General features: G+C 30.1%; 23 protein-coding genes. 10 read left to right on the top strand and 13 right to left on the bottom strand.

The features are described from left to right. Nucleotides 1-38: 38 nt before the first annotated feature. The 11 genes from AC3VJB_RS04260 to AC3VJB_RS04210 form a co-directional block, all read right to left on the bottom strand. Nucleotides 39-1094: a M14 family zinc carboxypeptidase gene (locus AC3VJB_RS04260; RefSeq protein ID WP_167713838.1), complete on the bottom strand. Its 1056-nt coding sequence runs from the start codon at nucleotides 1092-1094 to the stop codon at nucleotides 39-41. A gap of 7 nt (nucleotides 1095-1101) precedes the next feature. Continuing rightward, the gene (locus AC3VJB_RS04255) at nucleotides 1102-2568 is read right to left on the bottom strand and encodes an aminotransferase class V-fold PLP-dependent enzyme (RefSeq protein WP_497666797.1); all 1467 of its coding nucleotides are present in this window, start codon (nucleotides 2566-2568) and stop codon (nucleotides 1102-1104) included. A 102-nt stretch (nucleotides 2569-2670) separates the two neighbouring features. Then, the gene (locus tag AC3VJB_RS04250; protein ID WP_389863594.1) at nucleotides 2671-3489 is read right to left on the bottom strand and encodes a hypothetical protein; all 819 of its coding nucleotides are present in this window, start codon (nucleotides 3487-3489) and stop codon (nucleotides 2671-2673) included. Nucleotides 3490-3520: 31 nt separating this feature from the next. Further along, a complete protein-coding gene (glmM, locus tag AC3VJB_RS04245; RefSeq protein ID WP_253680196.1) occupies nucleotides 3521-4915 on the bottom strand; it encodes a phosphoglucosamine mutase in 1395 nt (464 codons plus the stop codon). 155 nt (nucleotides 4916-5070) lie between these two features. Next, nucleotides 5071-6840, bottom strand: a complete 1770-nt coding sequence (gene rpsA / locus AC3VJB_RS04240) for a 30S ribosomal protein S1 (RefSeq protein WP_047788829.1) — start codon at nucleotides 6838-6840, stop codon at nucleotides 5071-5073. A 187-nt stretch (nucleotides 6841-7027) separates the two neighbouring features. After that, complete coding sequence (locus AC3VJB_RS04235; RefSeq protein WP_156167003.1) at nucleotides 7028-8368, bottom strand: hypothetical protein; 1341 nt, start codon at nucleotides 8366-8368, stop codon at nucleotides 7028-7030. A gap of 33 nt (nucleotides 8369-8401) precedes the next feature. After that, entirely contained in the window at nucleotides 8402-9019 is a 618-nt protein-coding gene (locus tag AC3VJB_RS04230; protein WP_206337267.1) for an IMPACT family protein, read from the bottom strand. Next, nucleotides 9019-9798 (bottom strand): DMT family transporter, encoded by a 780-nt coding sequence (locus tag AC3VJB_RS04225; protein WP_520980979.1) that lies wholly within the window; start codon nucleotides 9796-9798, stop codon nucleotides 9019-9021. The genes AC3VJB_RS04230 and AC3VJB_RS04225 overlap by 1 nt, the downstream gene beginning before the upstream one ends. Before the next feature lie 80 nt (nucleotides 9799-9878). After that, nucleotides 9879-10490, bottom strand: coding sequence for an HAD-IA family hydrolase (locus AC3VJB_RS04220; RefSeq protein ID WP_497666795.1), 612 nt, complete (start codon nucleotides 10488-10490; stop codon nucleotides 9879-9881). Then, nucleotides 10483-11520 carry a bifunctional diaminohydroxyphosphoribosylaminopyrimidine deaminase/5-amino-6-(5-phosphoribosylamino)uracil reductase RibD gene (gene ribD, locus AC3VJB_RS04215; protein WP_497667313.1) on the bottom strand — a complete coding sequence of 346 codons (1038 nt, stop codon included), beginning with the start codon at nucleotides 11518-11520 and terminating at the stop codon, nucleotides 10483-10485. Before ribD ends, AC3VJB_RS04220 begins: the two co-directional genes overlap by 8 nt. A 1-nt stretch (nucleotide 11521) precedes the next feature. Beyond that, nucleotides 11522-11986, bottom strand: a complete 465-nt coding sequence (locus AC3VJB_RS04210; RefSeq protein ID WP_159615544.1) for an LEA type 2 family protein — start codon at nucleotides 11984-11986, stop codon at nucleotides 11522-11524. 52 nt (nucleotides 11987-12038) lie between these two features. On the opposite strand from AC3VJB_RS04210, the gene AC3VJB_RS04205 reads away from it, so the two are divergent. Continuing rightward, nucleotides 12039-12530 (top strand): GNAT family N-acetyltransferase, encoded by a 492-nt coding sequence (locus AC3VJB_RS04205; RefSeq protein ID WP_047788928.1) that lies wholly within the window; start codon nucleotides 12039-12041, stop codon nucleotides 12528-12530. 1 nt (nucleotide 12531) lies between these two features. Further along, the gene (prmC, locus tag AC3VJB_RS04200; protein WP_047788835.1) at nucleotides 12532-13380 is read left to right on the top strand and encodes a peptide chain release factor N(5)-glutamine methyltransferase; all 849 of its coding nucleotides are present in this window, start codon (nucleotides 12532-12534) and stop codon (nucleotides 13378-13380) included. 19 nt (nucleotides 13381-13399) lie between these two features. Here prmC and AC3VJB_RS04195 read toward each other — a convergent pair whose 3' ends face one another. Next, complete coding sequence (locus AC3VJB_RS04195) at nucleotides 13400-14056, bottom strand: PAS domain-containing protein (protein ID WP_497666794.1); 657 nt, start codon at nucleotides 14054-14056, stop codon at nucleotides 13400-13402. Nucleotides 14057-14505: 449 nt separating this feature from the next. Here AC3VJB_RS04195 and AC3VJB_RS04190 point away from each other — a divergent pair, with 449 nt between their 5' ends. The 5 genes from AC3VJB_RS04190 (at nucleotide 14506) to AC3VJB_RS04170 (ending at nucleotide 17335) form a co-directional block, all read left to right on the top strand. Beyond that, complete coding sequence (locus tag AC3VJB_RS04190) at nucleotides 14506-14832, top strand: roadblock/LC7 domain-containing protein (protein ID WP_047788836.1); 327 nt, start codon at nucleotides 14506-14508, stop codon at nucleotides 14830-14832. 38 nt (nucleotides 14833-14870) lie between these two features. Further along, nucleotides 14871-15245, top strand: coding sequence for a hypothetical protein (locus AC3VJB_RS04185; RefSeq protein ID WP_047788837.1), 375 nt, complete (start codon nucleotides 14871-14873; stop codon nucleotides 15243-15245). A 6-nt stretch (nucleotides 15246-15251) separates the two neighbouring features. Beyond that, complete coding sequence (locus tag AC3VJB_RS04180) at nucleotides 15252-15443, top strand: hypothetical protein (protein ID WP_047788838.1); 192 nt, start codon at nucleotides 15252-15254, stop codon at nucleotides 15441-15443. 298 nt (nucleotides 15444-15741) lie between these two features. Beyond that, nucleotides 15742-16665, top strand: coding sequence for an ATP-grasp domain-containing protein (locus tag AC3VJB_RS04175; RefSeq protein WP_437824637.1), 924 nt, complete (start codon nucleotides 15742-15744; stop codon nucleotides 16663-16665). Further along, nucleotides 16649-17335: a hypothetical protein gene (locus AC3VJB_RS04170; RefSeq protein ID WP_253056622.1), complete on the top strand. Its 687-nt coding sequence runs from the start codon at nucleotides 16649-16651 to the stop codon at nucleotides 17333-17335. The genes AC3VJB_RS04175 and AC3VJB_RS04170 overlap by 17 nt, the downstream gene beginning before the upstream one ends. Before the next feature lie 72 nt (nucleotides 17336-17407). Here the strand turns inward: AC3VJB_RS04170 and AC3VJB_RS04165 are convergent, their stop codons facing one another. Further along, nucleotides 17408-18256: an outer membrane beta-barrel protein gene (locus tag AC3VJB_RS04165; protein ID WP_047788841.1), complete on the bottom strand. Its 849-nt coding sequence runs from the start codon at nucleotides 18254-18256 to the stop codon at nucleotides 17408-17410. 134 nt (nucleotides 18257-18390) lie between these two features. Between AC3VJB_RS04165 and AC3VJB_RS04160 the strand changes: the two genes are divergently transcribed. From AC3VJB_RS04160 to AC3VJB_RS04150, 3 genes are all read left to right on the top strand, one after another. Continuing rightward, complete coding sequence (locus AC3VJB_RS04160) at nucleotides 18391-19572, top strand: THUMP-like domain-containing protein (protein ID WP_159491127.1); 1182 nt, start codon at nucleotides 18391-18393, stop codon at nucleotides 19570-19572. A 166-nt stretch (nucleotides 19573-19738) separates the two neighbouring features. Then, complete coding sequence (fdhD, locus tag AC3VJB_RS04155; protein ID WP_437824634.1) at nucleotides 19739-20542, top strand: formate dehydrogenase accessory sulfurtransferase FdhD; 804 nt, start codon at nucleotides 19739-19741, stop codon at nucleotides 20540-20542. A gap of 98 nt (nucleotides 20543-20640) precedes the next feature. Further along, on the top strand, nucleotides 20641-21279 hold the full coding sequence (locus AC3VJB_RS04150; protein ID WP_073184078.1) for an SPOR domain-containing protein: 639 nt from the start codon (nucleotides 20641-20643) through the stop codon (nucleotides 21277-21279).

The raw sequence follows: 21279 nt of genomic DNA, 5'->3' as shown, positions 1-21279 counted from the left end.
CTAAAAAAAATAAGTTTTATTTAAAGAAAGTAGAATTTTTAACTGTTTTTTATGAATTCTTTGTGAGCTAAACACATAGATAAGTTACCTTCTTTTTCCTTTGTTAAAACGAGTGCAAATTTATCATTTTCTATAGTTTCTACATACTGATATGCAACATCTTTTTCATTATTTTTTGATCGATAAATCACATCGTAGAAGTTCTTGATATTGTTAGGGATAGCTAAATATTTTTTAAACTCTTTAAAATTATTTGTTAAAGAAATATGACAAATCCCCTGTAAAAGCGCATAAAAATTGAATTTTCTAACCTCTTCCCTTTCGTAATCACCTGCAAAATGTCCTGCTTCAATTAGTATTGTATTATGTCCTAACTTTTGAAAATTGTCTCCTGTTGCTGTAGGGTAAAATTCATCCGTATAACGACCAACATGATTGGGTATGATTTCTTGTAACAAATCATTCATAGCAACAATTACATTCATTGTTTCTTTTCTCCCTTCTGTAATTGTTCTTTTTTCTTCTTCTGAAGGAGCCAAAAACGATATTGTTGCTGGGTTTTTAGTTCCTTCAACACCAAAAATGGTTCTTTGATCATGTAAATTGAAGCAAAATTGAGGATTTACCTCTTCTAAAATACTACGTAAAAGTTTACTTTCTTTGGCCTCTAATTCTACAGCATCTCTGTTTAAGTCTACATTGTTAGCATTAACACGTGTATATGCTTGTGCTCCATCTGGATTTAGCATAGGAACAATGGTAATACTACAATTATCTATAATAGATTTTGTTATTTGGTGAGTAGGAAAGCGTTGTAAGAAGTTTAAAAAATCGAATACAGCTTTGGTTCCAGTACTTTCGTTACCGTGCATTTGACTCCAAATAAGAATTCTTTTTTTGCCTTTTCCCAATTTTAATTTATAAATGGCCCTTCCTTCTTCAGACTCTCCAATAATTTTTGTTTGAATTTCTGAGTTTTGTAAGCTTAAATATAAAGGCTCGATATCTGTTAGTGTTATCCACCTTCCAGATATAGAGTCTTCTTTAATTTTTGAATAATTATCTTCTAAAAAAGAGCTTTTTAAGTGTGTCATATCATAATTATAACGAAAACCAATCAGTTACCAGTTGTTTTTCAATTGGTTCAATGGTTTTATGTACATAATCATTTTTAGCAATGTCGTACTCATAGTCTTTAGACCATTCTTCAATATTTTCGGCTAACGTTTGTAACGATTCACAAATAAATTGTACTTCTTCATTTGTAATTGTTGGATGTACTGATAAACGTACCCAACCTGGTTTTTCTGTATTACAACCTTCTAATATTTGACCTTTTATTTCATTTGATCTTATTTGATCTACATTTAATAAGAAGTGTCCATAAGTTCCTGCACACGAACATCCACCTCTAGTTTGAATTCCAAATCGGTCGTTTAATAATTTTACAACAAGGTTAAAGTGATATTTTTCAAAGTAGAAAGAAAAAATACTCAAACGATCTTTATGATCTGGAGCTAATATTTTAACTCCTTCCAAATTTTCTAAACAGTTAAAAATAATTGGATTGATTTCATCTTCACGTTCCTTTATTTTATCAGTACCCATTTGATCTTTTACTTGAATACATAAAGCTATTTTTATAGTTTGTAAAAAAGCTGGTGTCCCTCCATCTTCACGCGTTTCTACATCATCAAAATAATCATGTTGCCCCCAAGGATTTGTATAACTAACCGTTCCTCCTCCAGGATTATCAGGAACCATATTTTTATACAGTTTTTTATTAAAAATCAACACCCCAGAACTTCCTGGACCTCCTAAAAACTTATGTGGAGAAAAGAAAATAGCATCTAAATATTCATCTTCTTTTTCTGGATGCATATTTATATCTACATAAGGTGCAGAACAGGCAAAATCAACAAAGCACAAACCACCGTAACGATGAATTAAAGAGGCTACTTTATGGTAGTCTGTCTTTATTCCTGTTACATTTGATCCTGCTACTATAGAAGCTATTTTAATAGGTCTATCTAAGTATTTTTTTATAGTTTCTTCAAACTTATCTAAACACACTAAACCTTCATTATTACAAGGAACAACCTCTACATCTGCTATAGTTTCAATCCAAGATGTTTGGTTCGAGTGATGCTCCATATGACTTACAAAGACAATAGGTCTTTTTTCATCTGGAACCTGTGTGTTTTCTTTTAAATTTTCATTTATTTTTAGTCCTAAAATACGTTGAAATTTATTCACTACTCCCGTCATACCAGAACCTTCCGTAATTAAAACATCATTGGAAGAAGCGTTTACGTGGCGTTTAATAATATTTCGTGCTTCGTGATAGGCTAAAGTCATAGCAGCTCCTGATGTAGAAGTTTCTGTATGAGTATTGGCTACAAAAGGTCCAAATTTATTTAAAAGTTGTTCTTCTATAGGTCGATATAATCTTCCACTTGCAGTCCAATCTGTATAAATCATTTTCTTTTCACCGTAAGGTGTTTGAAAAGTCTGATCTATACCTACAATATTTTTTCTAAACTTATCAAAATACTGTTCTAAATCCATAGTTGAAATCTCTAGTTGTTTGTTAGGTAGCGTAAAATTAGCAGTATATTATTTGTTTGCCTAAAATAGTTATAATATTAACGTATTTATAATACTTTGTTATTAAAGTCTAAATTTACCTCCTATTAAAATGGTATTTTCAAAAAAGTAAAAACTTTGTGATGCTGTATCTATAGGGCTTTTAGTTGTTCTAACATCTGGCATATAAATATAACCTCCTTTTAAATCCGCTTGTACAAAAAAGTGTTTTAAGAATGTTATATTTAAACCACCTCCAATAGAAGCTCCGTATCCTGATAAATGAAAATCATCGTGACGCTCCATGCCTAAAAGGGTTGTATTGGTTCTTGGGTATAAAATACCAAGCCCCACTCCTTCTGTTAAATTAATTTGTAAGTTTTCTAAGTTTAAACCAAACCAGTGACTCACATCATCAAAACGTTTTACTTCTACATTTACATAATTTAAACCGTCAGTGTGTTCAAAACGTAAAAAATCTGCTGCTAAATTGATAGTTTCGTTATTATATGTTCCATCATACTTCGCGTTTCCTATATTAATATTTCCATTAATTTTTACATCTTGATCAGCTATCATTACATATTTCATATGATCTACTCCAATAGAAATAGTATAGTTTTCTTTAAAGAAATATCCTATTCTATAATTTGTTTGAGGGATAGTTACTCTCCCTGGATTAAAATAATCATTAAATGAAAACTTAGTCTGTCTATCTTGAGCTTTTACATTTTGTAATGTAAAATCGTAATTAGCTCCTTTAAAACGAATATCTGAATTAGAATAACTAGCCCAGTTCCATCCCCAATAAACGAAGAATTTTCCTTTGTTAGTTACTTTTTTCTTTTGAATGATTTCTTCGTTTTTCTTCTGCGCTATTATTGATGCTGAAACCATCAGCATTAATAAACTTACTATTTTTAATTTCAAAGAACTATTGTATTATTTGTTGTATTTCAGTTATAAATCTTTTAGCTAAAGCATCTGCATTGTCTTGGCTAGTACTTTCTGTATAAATTCTAATGATTGGCTCGGTATTCGATTTACGTAGATGTACCCACTCGTTAGCAAAATCAATTTTTACACCATCAATAGTGTTTACATCTTCATTTTTATAGTTATTAGCCATTGTTTCTAAAATCTTATCAACATCAATTTGTGGTGTTAACTGGATTTTATTTTTGCTCATAAAGTAGCTAGGGTATGAATCTCTTAAAGCTTTACAAGATATTTTTTTATGAGCTAAATGTGATAAGAATAACGCAACTCCTACCAACGAATCACGTCCATAATGAGATTCTGGATAGATAATTCCTCCGTTACCTTCTCCTCCAATTACAGTATTGGTATCCTTCATCATTTGTACTACGTTCACCTCTCCTACTGCGCTTGCTGTGTATGTTCCTCCATGTTTTTCAGTAACATCTCGTAAAGCTCTTGAGGATGATAGGTTAGAAACAGTGTTACCACCTCCTAATTGACCTAAAACATAATCGGCACAAGCTACTAAAGTGTATTCTTCTCCAAACATAGAACCATCTTCAGAAATTAGCGCTAAACGGTCTACATCAGGATCAACTACAATACCTAAATCTGCTTTTTCCTTGACTACTAATTCAGAAATATCCGTTAAGTGTTCTTTCAAAGGTTCTGGATTGTGTGGAAAGTGTCCGTTGGGTTCACAATATAATTCTACACATTTTACTCCTAATTCTTTTAGTAAAGCAGGAATAGCAATACCTCCAGTAGAGTTTACACCATCAACAACAACTTTAAATTTCGCTTTTTTGATGGCTTTCTTATCTACTAAATCTAGTTTTAAAACTTCTTTAATATGCTTCTTTATGTAGTTCTTCTTTTTTCTATACGCTCCTAAATCGTCAACTTCAGCAAACTCAATTGTTGTATCATTTTCAGCAATCTTTAAAATGTCTGCTCCATCTTCACCATTTAAAAACTCTCCTTTTTCATTCAATAATTTTAAAGCATTCCATTGTTTTGGATTGTGTGAAGCAGTTAAGATAATACCTCCATCTGCCTTTTCTAAAGGGACAGCAACTTCAACAGTTGGTGTTGTAGATAAACCTAAATCGATTACATCAATTCCTAAACCGACTAGTGTATTTGCGACTAAGTTACTTATCATTTTACCCGAAATACGGGCATCTCTACCTATTACAATGGTAATTTTTTCTTTTTCGGAGTTTTTCTTTTTTATAAACGTACCGTAAGCTGCTGCAAATTTTACAGCATCTATAGGTGTTAAGTTGTCACCTGTATTTCCGCCTATGGTACCTCTAATACCTGATATAGATTTAATAAGTGTCATATTAATTTTTAATTGGTGAGCAAATATAAAGCTATTTAAGAAAGTATCCTTTAAAAAGGGAGAGCTTTAACTGTAACATTTGTTACATAAGGAATTAAAAAAACCGCTAAGCTTTACAAGCTTAACGGTTTATACATTTTAAGAAATTGTTCGGATTATTTTCCTTCCATTTTCTTCTTTAATTCAGCTAATCCACCGATATCTCCTAAAGTAGTTTTTTCTACTTCTTGAGCTTTAGCAGCAGCAGCTTTGATGTTCTTTTGTTCTTCTTCTCTAAAGATAGAAGTATGAGAAACAACAATTCTACGGTACTCTTTACTAAACTCAGTTACTTGGAACTTAGTTTCGTCACCTTTAGCTAATTTACCTCCGTCTTCTTTTTCTAAGAAACGAGTTGGAGCGAAAGCTTCTACACCATCAGCAAATACTACAGTTGCACCTTTATCATTTTTCTCTTTGATAGTACCTTCGTGGATAGATCCGATTGTATAAGTAGATTCATGAGCATCCCAAGGGTTATCTTGAGTTTGCTTGTGACCTAAGTTTAATTTACGGTTCTCTACGTCTAATTCTAATACTTGAACTTCTAATTGATCACCTACAGTTACGAAATCTGATGGGTGCTTAATTTTCTTAGTCCAAGATAAATCAGAGATATATACTAATCCATCAATACCTTCTTCTAACTCTACGAATACACCAAAGTTAGTGTAGTTACGTACAGTACCAGTGTGTTTAGAACCTACTGGATATTTAGTAGTGATATCTGTCCATGGATCTGGGTGTAATTGCTTCATACCTAAAGACATTTTACGCTCTTCGCGGTCTAATGTTAAGATTTGAGCTTCTACTTCATCACCAACTTTTACGAAATCTTGTGCAGAACGTAAGTGAGTTGACCATGACATTTCAGATACGTGGATTAATCCTTCTACTCCTTCTTCAACCTCTACAAATGCACCATAATCAGCTAAAACAACTACTTTACCTTTTACTTTATCACCAACTTTTAAATCAGCATTTAAAGCTTCCCATGGGTGAGCAGATAATTGTTTTAATCCTAATTGAATTCTTGACTTGTTATCATCAAAGTCTAAGATTACAACGTTTAATTTTTGATCTAACTCAACAACTTCGTTCGGGTGGTTGATACGAGACCAAGATAAATCAGTAATATGAATTAATCCGTCAACACCTCCTAAGTCAACAAATACACCATAAGAAGTAATGTTTTTAACAACACCTTCTAGTACTTGTCCTTTTTCTAATTGACCGATAATTTCACGTTTTTGATCTTCTAAATCAGCTTCGATTAATGCTTTATGAGATACTACTACGTTTTTAAATTCGTGGTTGATTTTCACAACTTTGAATTCCATAGTTTTTTCTACATATTGATCGTAGTCACGGATAGGCTTCACATCAATTTGAGAACCTGGTAAGAATGCTTCAATACCAAATACATCAACGATCATACCTCCACGAGTTCTACACTTAACAAAACCGTTAACGATTTCACCAGTTTCGTGTGCATTGTTAACACGATCCCAAGCTTTGATTACACGTGCTTTTTTGTGAGATAATACTAATTGACCTGAAGAGTCTTCTCTTTTGTCAACTAATACTTCTACTTTGTCTCCAACAGCTAAATTTGGATTGTAACGGAATTCGTTTAACGAAATTACACCTTCAGATTTAGAGTTAATGTCGATAATAGCATCACGATCAGTAATACGTACTACTTCACCTTCGATAACATCGCGCTCGTTTACGAACCCTACAGTACCTTCTAAGGCTTTTTCAAATTCTTTTAATTTAGACTCATCAACTTCATCAATACCTTCTTCGTATTTGTGCCAGTTAAAGGTTGCTAAAAATTCTGCTGGATTTACAGCTTCTGCTGTGTTTTTTGTTTCTTCAGACATGTCTGAAATAAATATTTGTATCTTTTTGTTAACCAGATTTTTAACGATACTAACGCCAAGAGAAATTAAACTTAATAAATGTTATTTTCTATCCTTTTTAAATCTGTACTCGTAAAAAGGCCAGCAAATTTACGAATAATTATTGAAGTAACCTAAAATGTTTTGAGCTTAAGTAAGTTAAGATATATTATAGCTTTATTAATTCATCTATAATAAACCTATATGTTAATAGAATAGTTATATTTTGTTTGGTCAGCCCATTCAAGTTTGGAGATAATTCAGCAATATCTTGTAAATATTCAAAGCTAGTTTTGTTTGGAGTATCATAAATAGTTCCCCAGTCTAACCCTAAAAGCACGTCGTGTCTTTTGAATTTAAATTTAGTTCCAATTACAAAGTGTATCTGATTTCCATCTAAAATAGTGTTTCTCAATTTTGTTAATGAAACCTTTTTGTTTTCGTAGGCTAAATTATTTGTTCTAAAACCTCCTGATAATTCTAATGTTGGACTTATTTGATGTGAATACCCTACTCCAAAGTTAATAACTGATTTATTACCATTGACCCAGGAAAAAGCAGAGTTTCCGGATTTTATATTTGCGACTTTATAATCAGATATTCCAGTGTGATAACTGGTACTTAACCATAATTTACTATTTTTATTTACTAGAAAACTATATCCGATAGAAAACTCCCAAGGAGTTCGTATCTCTGGAGATATATCATTATCTACAATTTGCCTGCCTAAACTATGGTCACTATCTATTCTGGTTAATTCTCCTGTATAATATCCATCTTTTAAAATTCTCAAATACTTTGGAGTAGTTATTGTAAAACCAAAGTCGTGTTTATTAGTATCGTATAAAAAACCTATTTTAGTTATAAAACCTGTGTTATCATAACTGCTAGTTTGTTCAGAGTTAAAGTAGCTATTAGAAGTGTTATTAGCTGTATTTAGTTCTTCTAAAAATACTTTATTTCTATATTCAAAGTTAGAAATACTTAGAAACTGACTAATACCTAGGTAAATATTTGATGTTAATTTAAAACTTGTTCCGACTCCAAACCAATCATCTTCGCCTTTATATTCATATTCAAAGTACTGTGTATTTAAAAGGTTACTGTTTGTGGTTTCTCTTTTTGCATTAAAAAAATCTGTTAACTCGCTTTTACTTATTTTAATAAATGCTAATTCAATATTTTTTAAATTAAATTTAAAAGATATAAGAGAAGGTTTTAGCCCATAATTAGTATTTATTTCGCTGCTTTCCCTTGCTCCCCAAAAGCTATTAAAACCAAAGCTACGAATTACAGGCTGAAATAGAGATATACTTACTTGAGAAGGAACTTTGTGTATTCCTGCAGGGTTATAAAAAGTCATACTTTCATCATCTGCTCCAGCAGCTATAGCACCTCCTAACATAGATCCTCGTATACCAAACTGTTCAGTATTATACAAAAAGTTTTGAGCTTTTATGCTCTTAATGGGTAGAACCATTAAAAAGAGGATGATAATATTTTTTCTCATTAACTTCATTTTTTTCAAAGCCTCTATTAGTGTTTAATCTACTAATTTAATCTCCACCTTAAATAAATTATTAAAAACTTCAAAAATACTTTCAGCTTCTTTTTTACGTACTGAAATGGTATACTCGCAGTCTAATTCTAATTTTTGATTAATAATATCTAGGTTTCGTTCTTTGATAATACGTTGTACTTTATTCATCATATCGTACCCGAACTTTAACTTATAATGAATATCTATGGTTTTCTCAATAATTTCAGAGGCTTCTAAAGCTAATTGCGCTGAAGTTCGATAGGCGTTAATTAATCCTCCTACTCCAAGTTTGGTTCCTCCAAAATAACGTACAGAAACAATTAAAATATTGGTTACATCAAAAGATTGTATTTGTCCATAAATTGGTTGCCCTGCTGAATTACTCGGCTCCCCATCATCATTAGCACGAAAACGAATCTTTTCTGTTCCCAATTGCCACGCATAACAATGATGACGTGCAGTATGATGTTGTTTACGGAGTTCTTCTAAACGTTCTTTAATATCTTCCTCAGTAAAAACAGGAAAAGCATACCCGAAAAACTTACTGTTTCGGTCTTTAAATAAGGTTTCCTCAGAGGGTTTGGTAATTGTTTTGTAAGTGTCTTTTATTTCTTCATTCATTATGCCGAAACTACTAATAAAATACTAATTATGGCAAGCCCAATACCAAGCCAATTTTTTTTAATCAATTTTTCTTTAAAAAATGTAAGAGCAAATACGGTGGTTAATATAACTATAGACACATTATTTATGGTAAAAATTGTAGAACTTTCAAGCCCCTTTGTTTGTAATGCTTTTAATAAAAATTCCATAGAATAATAGTTGGGGACTCCTAAAGCAATCCCTCCAAGGAACGTTTTCCATTCAAATACTCCTTTTTTATTTAGTAACTGAGCTGTTAAAATAAAAAAACCAAAAAATAAAGCGCATCCAAAAATAGCTGATAAGAACATTGGTAATGCTTCTTTAGGTACGTAAGTAGTTTCAGTATACTTTAATAATGTATCAATACTCCCTGACCCTAAAAAAAGTAATAAAGGAAATAACAAGTTTTTAAATTTTACTGAAGAAGTATCACTTTTTGCCGAAGATAAATATACTGCTATCAATGCCAAAACTATCCCTATAGCTTTAACTAATCCGATACTCTCATTGTATAAAAAGATTCCAATTATTACAGGGATTACTACCGACATTTTACCTGCAACTGAAGCTACTGAGAGTCCATTTTTCTGTGCCGTAACTCCCATTACATTAAATACAGCTATAAATAAAAAACCTAAAATAAAAGCACCAAAAAACCAGGGTTGATTTGGTATATCCATAATAGGTATGGAAACTTTTGTATGTATAAAACCAAAAGATAGTGCTACAGCATAATTTAAAACAATAGCTTGCAATGTATTTATTTTATAAACATCAAAGAGTTTAAAAATTACAAATAATAAACTAGAGATAAGAATGCTAAAAATTAAGTATATCACGCTATAAATTCTTTTCTTTTTAATAAATCAACCACATCTTCTGTTTTTGGACAATTATTCCATACATGAATCCCTAATTGTTGCGCAGTGTTAGTGTTCTCTTTGGTATCATCTATAAAAAAGGTTTCAGAAGCTTGTAGATTATTCTCTTGTAACACAAACTCAAAAATATCCGTATTTGGTTTTCTGAAATTAACTTCGTGTGATAAGTAAAACTGTTCAAAACAACCTTTAAACTCGTCATACAACTCTTCTCCCCAATCTTTTTGAATCCAAGAAATGTGCAAGTCATTTGTATTACTTAGTAGGAACAATCGGTATTGTTTGCTTGCTGCAAGTTCTTTTATGAAATCTAAACGATGTTTAGGAAAATCTCGTAAAATAGCATTCCACGAACGGATTAAATCTTCTTTTGAAATATTGAATTTATCATGAAAAAAGGACACAAATTCATCAGTAGATATCAATCCCATTTCATACTGATAATATTGTTGCATCATTTCGTCAGAAATTTCAGTAACTCCTAATTTTGCTAATTCTTTATATGTTGCTTCTTTGTCTAAATTGATGAATACATCACCAAAATCAAAAATGATGTTTTTAATCATTCCTATATATTCTTAAAATATCGTTATCTATTTTTTCTTCAGAAGATAGCTTAGTGCTAAAAACTGGGTGCTTCACCCCTTCTCCAAAAACTACATCTCCAATAAAAACTCTAGCTTCATCCCATAAATTTGCATCGATAAATGTTTGTAATGTTTTAGCACCACCTTCAATTATCACTGACTGTATTTGGTGTTTGTGCAACACTTCACAAATTTGTTCCGCCACTTGAAAAGAAAAATCGATTTGTTCGTAAATGACATGTTGATTTTCCTCTTTCTTTTCTTCTGTTATAATTATTGTTTGTACGTTTCTATCAAAAACAGTTACTTCTGACGGAATTCGTAAGTTTTTATCAATAACAATTCTCATAGGGTTATTTCCTTTCCAATTACGAACTGTCAGTGACGGATTGTCTGCAATTACCGTATTCGTTCCAACTAAAATAGCATGCTCTTCACTACGCCATTTATGGACTAACTGTTGAGAATATTGGTTGGAAATCCATACTGGTTTTTGCTCATCTTTTTTTAATGGAGCTATGAATCCGTCTTTCGTTTCAGCCCATTTTAAAATAATGTAAGGACGTTTTTTATTTTGAACGGTAAAAAAACGTCTGTGATGTTCTATGCAATCTTTCTGACAAACACCTACAATTACATTTCTACCAGCTTTTTTAAGTCGCTCTATACCTTTACCCGCTACTAAACTATTTGTATCTACACATCCTATAACAATGTTAGGTATTCCTTTCTCTATTATTAAATCTGCACAAGGAGGTGTTTTTCCATGATGAGAACATGGTTCTAACGTAACATAAATGGTGGCTTCTTTGAGTAACTCTTGATTTTGAACAGCGTTTATAGCATTTACTTCTGCATGAGGACCTCCATAAGGAGATGTAAACCCCTCTCCTATTATTTTGTTATTATGCACGATTACAGCTCCAACGGATGGATTTGGTCTTGTAGTTCCTATCCCTTTTTTAGCTAATTCTAAGCAGCGTAATATGTAGACTTCATGATTCATAATACTAGAACTTAATTTCTATATTTTCTACTTTATCAATAGGGTATACATGTGAAAAACCTAAAACTTTATATTTTAAATCTCCTTTAAAATGAATTTTCAAACGCTGGTTTATTAAAGAGTTTAAAACACCTCCTAAAATTCCGTTTTTATTATTTTCAAACACTCGTTTTGAAGGAATTACCACTTTTAGTGGAATATAAAATTCTTTACGAGCTGGAACTTTAAACTCTTCAGAAGAAACCTGTGCTACTTCTACTTCATCAATTAATACTTTAATTTCATCAGTAGCTATTTTACCACCTATATCGTTAGGGTTTTCAAAATAAGCATTGGCACCAACTCTAATCGTGTCTGTAGAAACGGATAAAAGTTTTATATCATCAACTTTTAAAAAAATCGGTTTTTGTTTTACCGAACAACTAATAATTAGCAATAAAAAAGGTAAAAAATAAATGAATTTCTTCATGAAAACTCGTGTTTTTTTGGGTACTTTGCTCTTGCAAAAGTACTATATTCCTATGACACCATCTGATTTTATTATTAGAGAAATTAAACCACAAGATAATGCCCAAATAGCTAAGGTTATCAGAGATGTATTAATCGAGCTTGGAGCTCCAAAAGTAGGAACCGCTTATGAAGATAAGGCTACTGATGAAATGTATGAGACCTACCAAAAAGAAAAGGCTGGATATTTTGTTGTAGAACATAATGGTGTTGTTGTAGGAGGAGCTGGTTTTGCTCAATTAGATAATTTTGAGGGGAGTATTTGTGAGTTTCAAAAAATGTATTTCTTACCAATAGCGAGAGGAAAAGGTATTGGTAGAAAATTAATAGGTTTCTGTTTGAATAAAGCTAAAAAAGCAGGTTTTAAACAGTGTTATTTAGAAACTTTGCCATATATGAAAACTGCAACATTACTATATAGAAAAAATGGCTTTATAGATTTAGAAGAACCACTAGGAAAAACAGGCCATTATTCTTGTAATATTTGGATGCTAAAAGATTTATAAAATGCTACTAAAACAATATAAAACATACTTTTCTGAGCAATTGATTTCAGTTTATCCACAAACGGAGATTGATACTTTTTTCTTTTTTTTAATAGATGAATATTTAAACTTACAACGTATAGATCTCACGTTACGACCTAATTTTGAAATTCCTTCAAACAAGAAAACATTATTAAATGAAGCCCTACTTCGACTAAAAAAAGAAGAACCTATTCAATATATATTAGGTAAAACAGAGTTTTATGGATTTCCTTTTATGGTAAATGAAAACACGTTAATTCCACGTCCTGAAACCGAAGAGTTAGTTGAATGGGTTATTCAAGAAATAAATAAAAAACAAGAACTCTTGTCTATTCTTGATATTGGAACAGGAACAGGCTGTATTCCTATCAGTTTAAAAAAGCACGTATCTAAAACAAGTGTAAGCGCTATTGATATTTCTGAAGAAGCTTTAAAAGTAGCAGAGAAAAATGCAATCTTAAATAAAGTTGAAGTATCATTCATACATCAAGATATTCTAAAAACTAAGAAATTGAGTAATAAGTTTGATATTATTATTTCTAATCCTCCTTATGTACGTGAATTAGAAAAAAATGAAATAAAAAAAAATGTACTAGAAAACGAACCACACTTAGCCTTGTTTGTAGAAAATGACAATCCATTGCTTTTCTATAAAAAAATAGCCGATTTAGCTAAAAATAGTTTAACTAAAACCGGACTACTTTTTTTTGAAATTAATCAATATCTAAGTAAAGAGACTGTTGAAATGTTAAAAGATAAAGGTTTTACTAAAGTTGAACTTAGAAAAGATTTATTTGGTAATAATAGAATGATTAAAGCCAGTTTATAACTTCCCTTATTCATTGAGTTTAACTTACACCAAAAAATCTTTTAAAAAACGAACCTTTTTTTGTATTATCTTTTATAAACATATTTAAATCGTTATAATCAGATATTAAATATTCTACATACGTATCATAATCTGTATTTTTTGCATCCAAAAAACCAGTTAAGAACTTTTCAGAAGCCTCAACATCTTTCAATCCTTCTATTTCTAAAAGCTTTTTGTATAAGGGGGTTATTTCATTTATAGCCTTTTTAGGTGCAGCCTTTCTTATACCTTTATAATGAGTTACTTCTCCTTTTTCATTTTCTTTAACAATAAAGTCTGTCATAACCCAATAATACCTTCCTGATTTAGCTAAATTCTTAACAAAGGCTACCATATTCTTTTTTTCTTTTAGCCTTTGCCACATTAGCTTAAATATAATTTTTGGCATATCTGGGTGTCTAACAATGTTATGTCCCGATCCTGCTAACTCATGAACTTCGTATCCGCATGAATTTACAAAATCTTCATTACAATATTCAATAACACCTCTAGTATCAGTTATACTTAAAAGTATAGCATTATCATTTAATTTAATTTCAGTATCAATAGGTACTGGTTTTGGTAATTTTGGTTTTCTTTTTTGATCCTCCCCTGTTTTAGAATCCCATTTTTTTTGATAATTATTAGTTGTCATATTATTAATTGATTTTTGAGTTTGTAAGGTATAAATCGTTGTTTTTAAGTTTTAATACTATACAGATTGCGGGGGAGCATCAAAAAAATACACAACTATGAAAAGAAGTAATCTTAATAATTTCACAGATAACCTTAACACAGCTTGACACAAACATAAAAAGCATCTTTTTTTATAAATATGATAAATATCATACTTTAAAAAGTGTTATTATTTTATAGTGTTATTATTTTATTATTTTTTTATTAAAAAAAAGTAATTCATCTCTTAACACTTGTTTTTGGTTAACTAATTGTTTTCTACGCTTATAAAATTGTTAAAAAAATCATAAAAAAAATTAAAAAAAAAAAACGAAAATAACATGTTATTTTTGTGACCCTTTTAAAATATTAGTGTCTTAGGTATAGTGAAGAGACACGGAAAACAAAAAAATAGTTATAAAAACTTAAATGGGGAAAGCAAACTTACAAACGTTAATAAAAGAATCAGAGGCAGATAAAGGAATTGTTTTTGACTCTGAAGGACACGTGGTTGATTTTTATAATATCTCTAAAGAAAACAATATTGCAGCTATGGCTAATGTTATTCTTACCATGGCTGATGAATTTTTCCAAGACACTCTTAACTCTAAAAGTCTCAATCAATTAGTTTTAACATCAAACGACGGACTTATTATTATCAACAAATATGATAATCATACTATTTGCCTTTTGACTAATGATGTTTCTAAACTAGCCATGATTAAATTGACCTTAAAAAAAATAGCCCTTCAATAAATACTTTTTAATTAATTATTATAACAACCATTTTTACAATGAAAGAAATTTTAAATGATTTTATCGAAAACCTAAAAAGTAATGTTCCTGGGTTTGTTGCTGTATCTGTTACCGATGTTAGTTCTGGTGAAGCTTATGATTCATTTACAAAAGATGAGAGCTTTGACCCAAATTTAGCTTCAGCTTATAATTTAGAAGTAGTAAAAGCTAAATTAAAAGCTATTGAAGCTTTAGGTTTAAATGAAGAAATTCAAGATATTACCATAACCTTATCTAGTCAAATACATATTATTAACATTGCTCCTAGTGGTGCTTATTTTGTTTATTTGGCTGTAGACTCTAAAGACGCTAACTTAGGAATAACTAAAGCTTTATTAAATAAATACAAAGTAGACCTAAATAACGCTTTATAAAAAGTTATGAAAAACGTAAATCATTTACTTATTGATAAGTCTTTAAAAAAACAGCTTAACAAAAAAATAAAAGAATTTAGAAAATATAGGTTTTCTGAAGGAGAGTTAAAATCTGACAAGAAAAAAGGCAGTGACTTTTTTGGATTTTTATTCAAAGAATATGATAGTATGAACGATTTAGTAAAAGATATGTTTTAAAAAGCGCTTAAAGCGCTTTTTTTTGTTTTTAAACATTAATAATAACAAGCTTGTCTCTATTATTATAACTTCTAAACTATTTACCTCTGTTAATATACTCACCAAGTACCTAGATTTAATAAGTATAGTAAATACTACATCCCCTCTCTTCTAAAGCTACTCTCTATAAGTTTATCTACAAAAAAACAACTTTTTATCTTATGAATTAAGATGTAAAAGCACCAAATAACGTAATAAAATATTATAAAATGTATAAATAAGCATTTTACAACTTTAAAAATACCACTACATTGCATATATGAAAAAATACGATGCTATTATTCTCACAGATAAGAGATATGTAAACCCTCAAAATCTTGACAACTATATTCAGAATGTATTAGATGAAGACAATTATGTCAAAATAGCTCTTGAAAATCAAGGCTTAAAAGTAGCTCGTCTCTCATGGGATGATGCTACTTTTGATTGGTCTACAACAAAGTATGTTTTGTTTAGAACCACTTGGGATTATTTTGATCGATTTCCTGAATTTTCAAAATGGTTAAATACTGTAAGTAAACAAACAACATTGTTAAACTCAGAGAAAATTATTCGTTGGAATATTGATAAACATTATTTACAAGACTTACAACAAAACGGAGTTCATATTTGTGAATCCTATTTTATTGAAAAAGGAACACAGTCTACATTAAAAGAACTTTCTCTAAAGTATGATTTAAAAGATTTTGTTTTAAAACCTTGTATTTCTGGTGCTGCGAGACACACTTACAAAATCAATTTAGAAAATATAAACGAATATGAAAAGACTTTCTCTTCGTTAATTATAGAAGAAGCTATGATCATCCAACCTTTTCAGTATAATATAGTTGAAAAAGGAGAAATTTCATTAATGGTCATGAACGGTAAATTTACACATGCTATTTTAAAAATAGCAAAACCAGGAGATTTCAGGGTACAAGACGATTTCGGAGGTTCAGTTCATAACTACACTCCTACTAAAGAAGAAATTATATTTGCTGAAAATGCTGTTAAAGCTTGTATAGAACCTCCTATTTATGCACGTGTTGATGTTTTTACTGATAATAATGGTAAATTAGCTATTGCTGAATTAGAGCTAATTGAGCCTGAACTTTGGTTTAGAAATAACCCTTCAGCAGCAGATGAATTAGCTAAAGGAATTAAACAATTAACATTAACAAAAAGAAATGAAGAAGTTATTTAAAACATTAGGTATATTATTGCTAATTGGAGCTATTATATTAGCTGTTTTTTACTTTAAAAACAACGAAAGCCTTCCTACAGGCAAACAAGGACCTAAAGCAGATGCTTTAGCCACTAAAATGCTTGAAGCATTGAATTATGAAGCTTATAAAGATACTCGTTTTATTGAATGGAGTTTTAGAGGAAAGCATTTTTATAAATGGGACAAACAAGAAAATATTGTCGAAGTATCGTGGGATACCAATAAAGTAATCTTGCATACAAAAAGCCCCGAAAAAAGTGTTGTTTTAGTAAATGAAAAAGAAGTTAAGAACAATGAAATACTTCAAAAAGCAATAGACTACTTTAACAATGATAGTTTTTGGTTAGTAGCTCCTTATAAAGTATTTGAAAACGGAATTGAGCGAAGAATTGTACAATATGAAGGTAAAGACGCTTTATTGATTACTTATACCACGGGAGGATCAACTCCGGGAGATTCTTATCTATGGATTTTAGACGAAAACGGCAGGCCTACCAGTTATAAAATGTGGGTTTCTATAATCCCAACAGGCGGAATGGAAGCCACATGGAGTGATTGGGTCACAACTGAATCTGGAGCAATACTACCAACAAAACATGAAATGCCAGTTGGTACTCTAGATATGGGAGATGTAAAAGCATATAATTAACATTATTAAAACTTACAAACAATAAAAAGAGCAGCAAAATTGCTGCTCTTTTTATTTTATATAATACAGGAATTATTTTCCGAAATAGAAAGTAGCACCAATATTAATCCCAAAAGAAGAATAAGGAACTTTTTGAGATAATTGCTTTTCTCCAGCTGGATTTGCACCAAAAGGTAACTCATCAACATACTCTATATTTTTGTTAAATACAGCAGCTAAAGGATTGTATTGAGCATTAGGGTGATTAGCAAAAATAGCTTTTACTTGCTCTATAGATCTTGCTTCTCCATTAACATTTGCTGAAAATTCAGTAATTTCTGAAGTATCTCTAGTAACACTAATTCCCATGTATTCTAATTCTGCAAAAAGAGATACTTTATCACTTAAGTCATACTTATATCCAACAGCTCCTATAAAACCTAATGGCAAACGGCCCTTGTAATCTTGAGTATAATCTACATTAAGCATTTCTGTTTGAGACAATGCCATTCTTATTTTCCCATCAGATTCAGTTTTTCCTCCTACCTTAATCAAGGCCCCAAAACGTCCATAGATATTATTAGTAAATTTATAAACTAACGAAGCAGATGCCCCATAAGCTTTACCTCTAGCTTCAATGTTTATATATTGAGCTTGTGTAGGTAAATCAACTAAAAGAGAAGTTTGATCTGCTCCATTTAAGTATCCAACACCAACTTCAACACCAAAAGTGTCGTTAAAAAAATACCCTCCTCTTAATTGAGTATGTAGTCCTTCACCATAACTACCGTAAGTGTTCTCTACTCCAGCTGCAGTAGTTTCAGTACCAAAACGTACACCAGCACTAGAAATTGAATACCCTCCTGCTGCAGAAACATAAAACTGAGCACTTACACTCATTGTTGCTAAAATCATAGCAAGCATTAAAATACTTTTTTTCATAATAAATTATTTGTTAACTTTAAATTGATAATTAAGTAAACAAACCTAATGAAAATATAGGATTAACAAAACTTTATAACTGTTAAATTATTAGTATTATTGTAGTAAAAAGCATTTAAAAAAACACTTCTTTTTTGAATAAAAACATTTTAAATACTGAGGTTCAGGATTATATTAACCATAACCTAACATCCAATATAGAGCAATTAATTTTTAAAGGAAGCCCTTTTGAAAAAATCTCTATTCAAGAATTAGCCAACCAAATCATTGCGAAACAAAAATCTGAAAAAAAACTACCTACTTGGTTTCAAACAAAAAACATCTATTATCCTCCTAAACTAAGTATTGAACAAACTTCTTCTGAAATAACTGCTCATTACAAGTCTAAATTAATTAACGGAGAGTCAATAATAGATATTACTGGAGGCTTTGGTGTTGATTGTTATGCTTTTTCAAAACAATTTAAAAATGTTATACATTGCGAGCTAAATGAAAAACTTTCAAAAATTGTTTCATACAATTATAAGCAAATGAAAGTGTCTAACATTGAAACTATAGCTACAAACGGATTAAAATATCTAGAAAATACTTCTGAAAAATTCGATTGTATTTATATTGATCCTTCTCGAAGAAACGAAAAAAAAGGAAAAGTTTTTTTATTGAGTGATTGTATACCAAATATACCTGAAAATTTAGATTTTTTATTTGAAAAGTCGAACACAATTCTTATTAAAAACTCACCAATTTTAGACATTACATCAACTATAAATGAATTGAAATTTGTAAAAGAAATTCATGTTATAGCAGTTAATAATGAGGTAAAAGAGTTACTTTTTTTATTAAAAAAAGACATTAAAGTACCTGTTGATATAAAAACATGTAATATACTGAAAAACAATTATCAAATTTTTAATTTCAGTTTAAAAAACAAAATAAAACCTGAATATTCTCTACCGTTAAAATATCTTTACGAACCTAATGCCGCTATTTTAAAATCAGGAGGATTTAACGAAGTAGCAAATCAACAAAAAATAGGTAAACTACATCAACATTCTCATCTTTATACTTCAGAAAATTTAGTTGAAGATTTCCCCGGAAGAATCTTTAACATCAACAATGTATTTACTTACAATAAAAAAAGAATAAAGAAACAAATAACAGAATCTAAGGCAAACATTACAACACGTAATTTCCCAAAAACTGTAGCTCAAATTAGAAAAGAAACAAAATTAAAAGACGGTGGAAATACTTATTTATTTTTTACCACAAACCTAAACAATGAACTTATAGTTATTGACTGCACGAAAAATGGTTAGTATCCAATACTATTATTCGTAATTTATCGTTTATTTAATTGATAGAAAGCCCCTATCAAAAGGTATGTTTTATTGTTTAGGGGCGATAAAACATACCAAAAGCCTTGATTCTTAAATGTCAGGGCTTTTCTTTTTACTTACTTTTTTACATACATTTGCTATCATCATGAAACAGACACAAAGCTACCAATCTATTAAACTTTCTATTGATTCTTTAGAAAAATTTGATGACACTCTTGTAATAGAAGCTCCATTACAAATAAACATTAACAAAGAGCCATACACAGTAGTTATGAGAACTCCTGGAAACGATGAAGAATTAGTAAGAGGCTTATTATATGCTGAAGACATCTACAAAAATAAAGATGGAATTAAAATAAGCATAATAAAAACAGAGAAGGACTTTTCTACAGTTATAAACTTGGAAATTTTAAAAAATAAATTAGGAAAAGGATATTTAAATAAACGTACTCTTTTATCAGTTTCTTCATGCGGAATTTGTGGAAAAAAGGAATTAAAAGATTTAAAAATTAAAGGAAAGTCTTTAAAAAGAAACTCTGCCAATAACATTAAAGATTTAGTTAAAGAAATCCATTTTATGTTTCTGGAAATGAACAAGAAGCAATTTTTATTCAGATCTACAGGAGGTAGTCATGCTTGTGCTATTTTTAACACCAATAAAAAATTATTAACTATAAAAGAAGATATTGGTCGCCATAATGCCGTAGATAAATGTGTTGGTGATTTAATCAATAAAAACAAGCTAAAAGAAGCTAATTATATGTTAGTTAGCGGAAGAGTTTCTTATGAAATAGTTTCTAAAGCTTTTTTAGCTAAAATACCAATAATAATAGCAGTTTCTGCTTGTTCTTCTTTAGCTGTAGATTTTGCAAAAGAATTTGGAATTTTCCTTATTGGTTTTAGTAGAAATAATAAAATGACTGTTTATTCTACCCCTCACGAGTTATAGAAATTATCAATTAGAAGCTCTATTATACTCTTTAAAACTTATGAATGAAAAAAGATTTGTATTTTAGTGCTTTTAATAATTATTAATCAACCCATATTATGCCTTTTATAGAAGAAGAAAAGTTTAAGTTAATACAAGAAGACTTAGATAATGCTAAATTAAAAAGAGAAGAAGCAGAAAGTGAATTAAGCAGTACACAAGAAGAATTGGCTGCTTTAAAAAAGAGTTCTAAAACTCTGCCTATTTTTTTAGGTTTGCTTTTAGGTCTTGCTTTAGGGGCAGCATATTATTTTTATGTAAATGGTGGTGATAGCGCTATTAACAACTTAGACGTTGAGTCTATAAAAAAGAAAGAAGCTTACAGAGTTTTAGACAGCATAAATAGAGCGCAAGCTAGAGCTGCTAGAAATAATGAAGAGTCTTCAGATAACATTAATGACATATCATCAAATATAAACACTGAAACTATTACAAACGAAGTGACAGAAAACATAAATGGAAAAACTATTTATTCTGTACAAATAGGAGTACTTTCTGAAAACAAATACCCTTTATTGTCTTCAGAAGTTATTCCTTCAACAGTTACAACTAATGATGGCTATTTTAAATACTCTTTAGGTTTATATACTACCTTAGATGAAGCTAAAGATTTACAAAAAGAATTAATTAAAATAGGATTTAATGATGCTTTTGTAGCTTCATACATAAACGGTGAACGTCAAAAAATACATAATTAA

The organism is Tenacibaculum sp. TB-53 (assembly GCF_059716285.2).
This window is presented reverse-complemented; position numbering and strand designations above follow the sequence as displayed.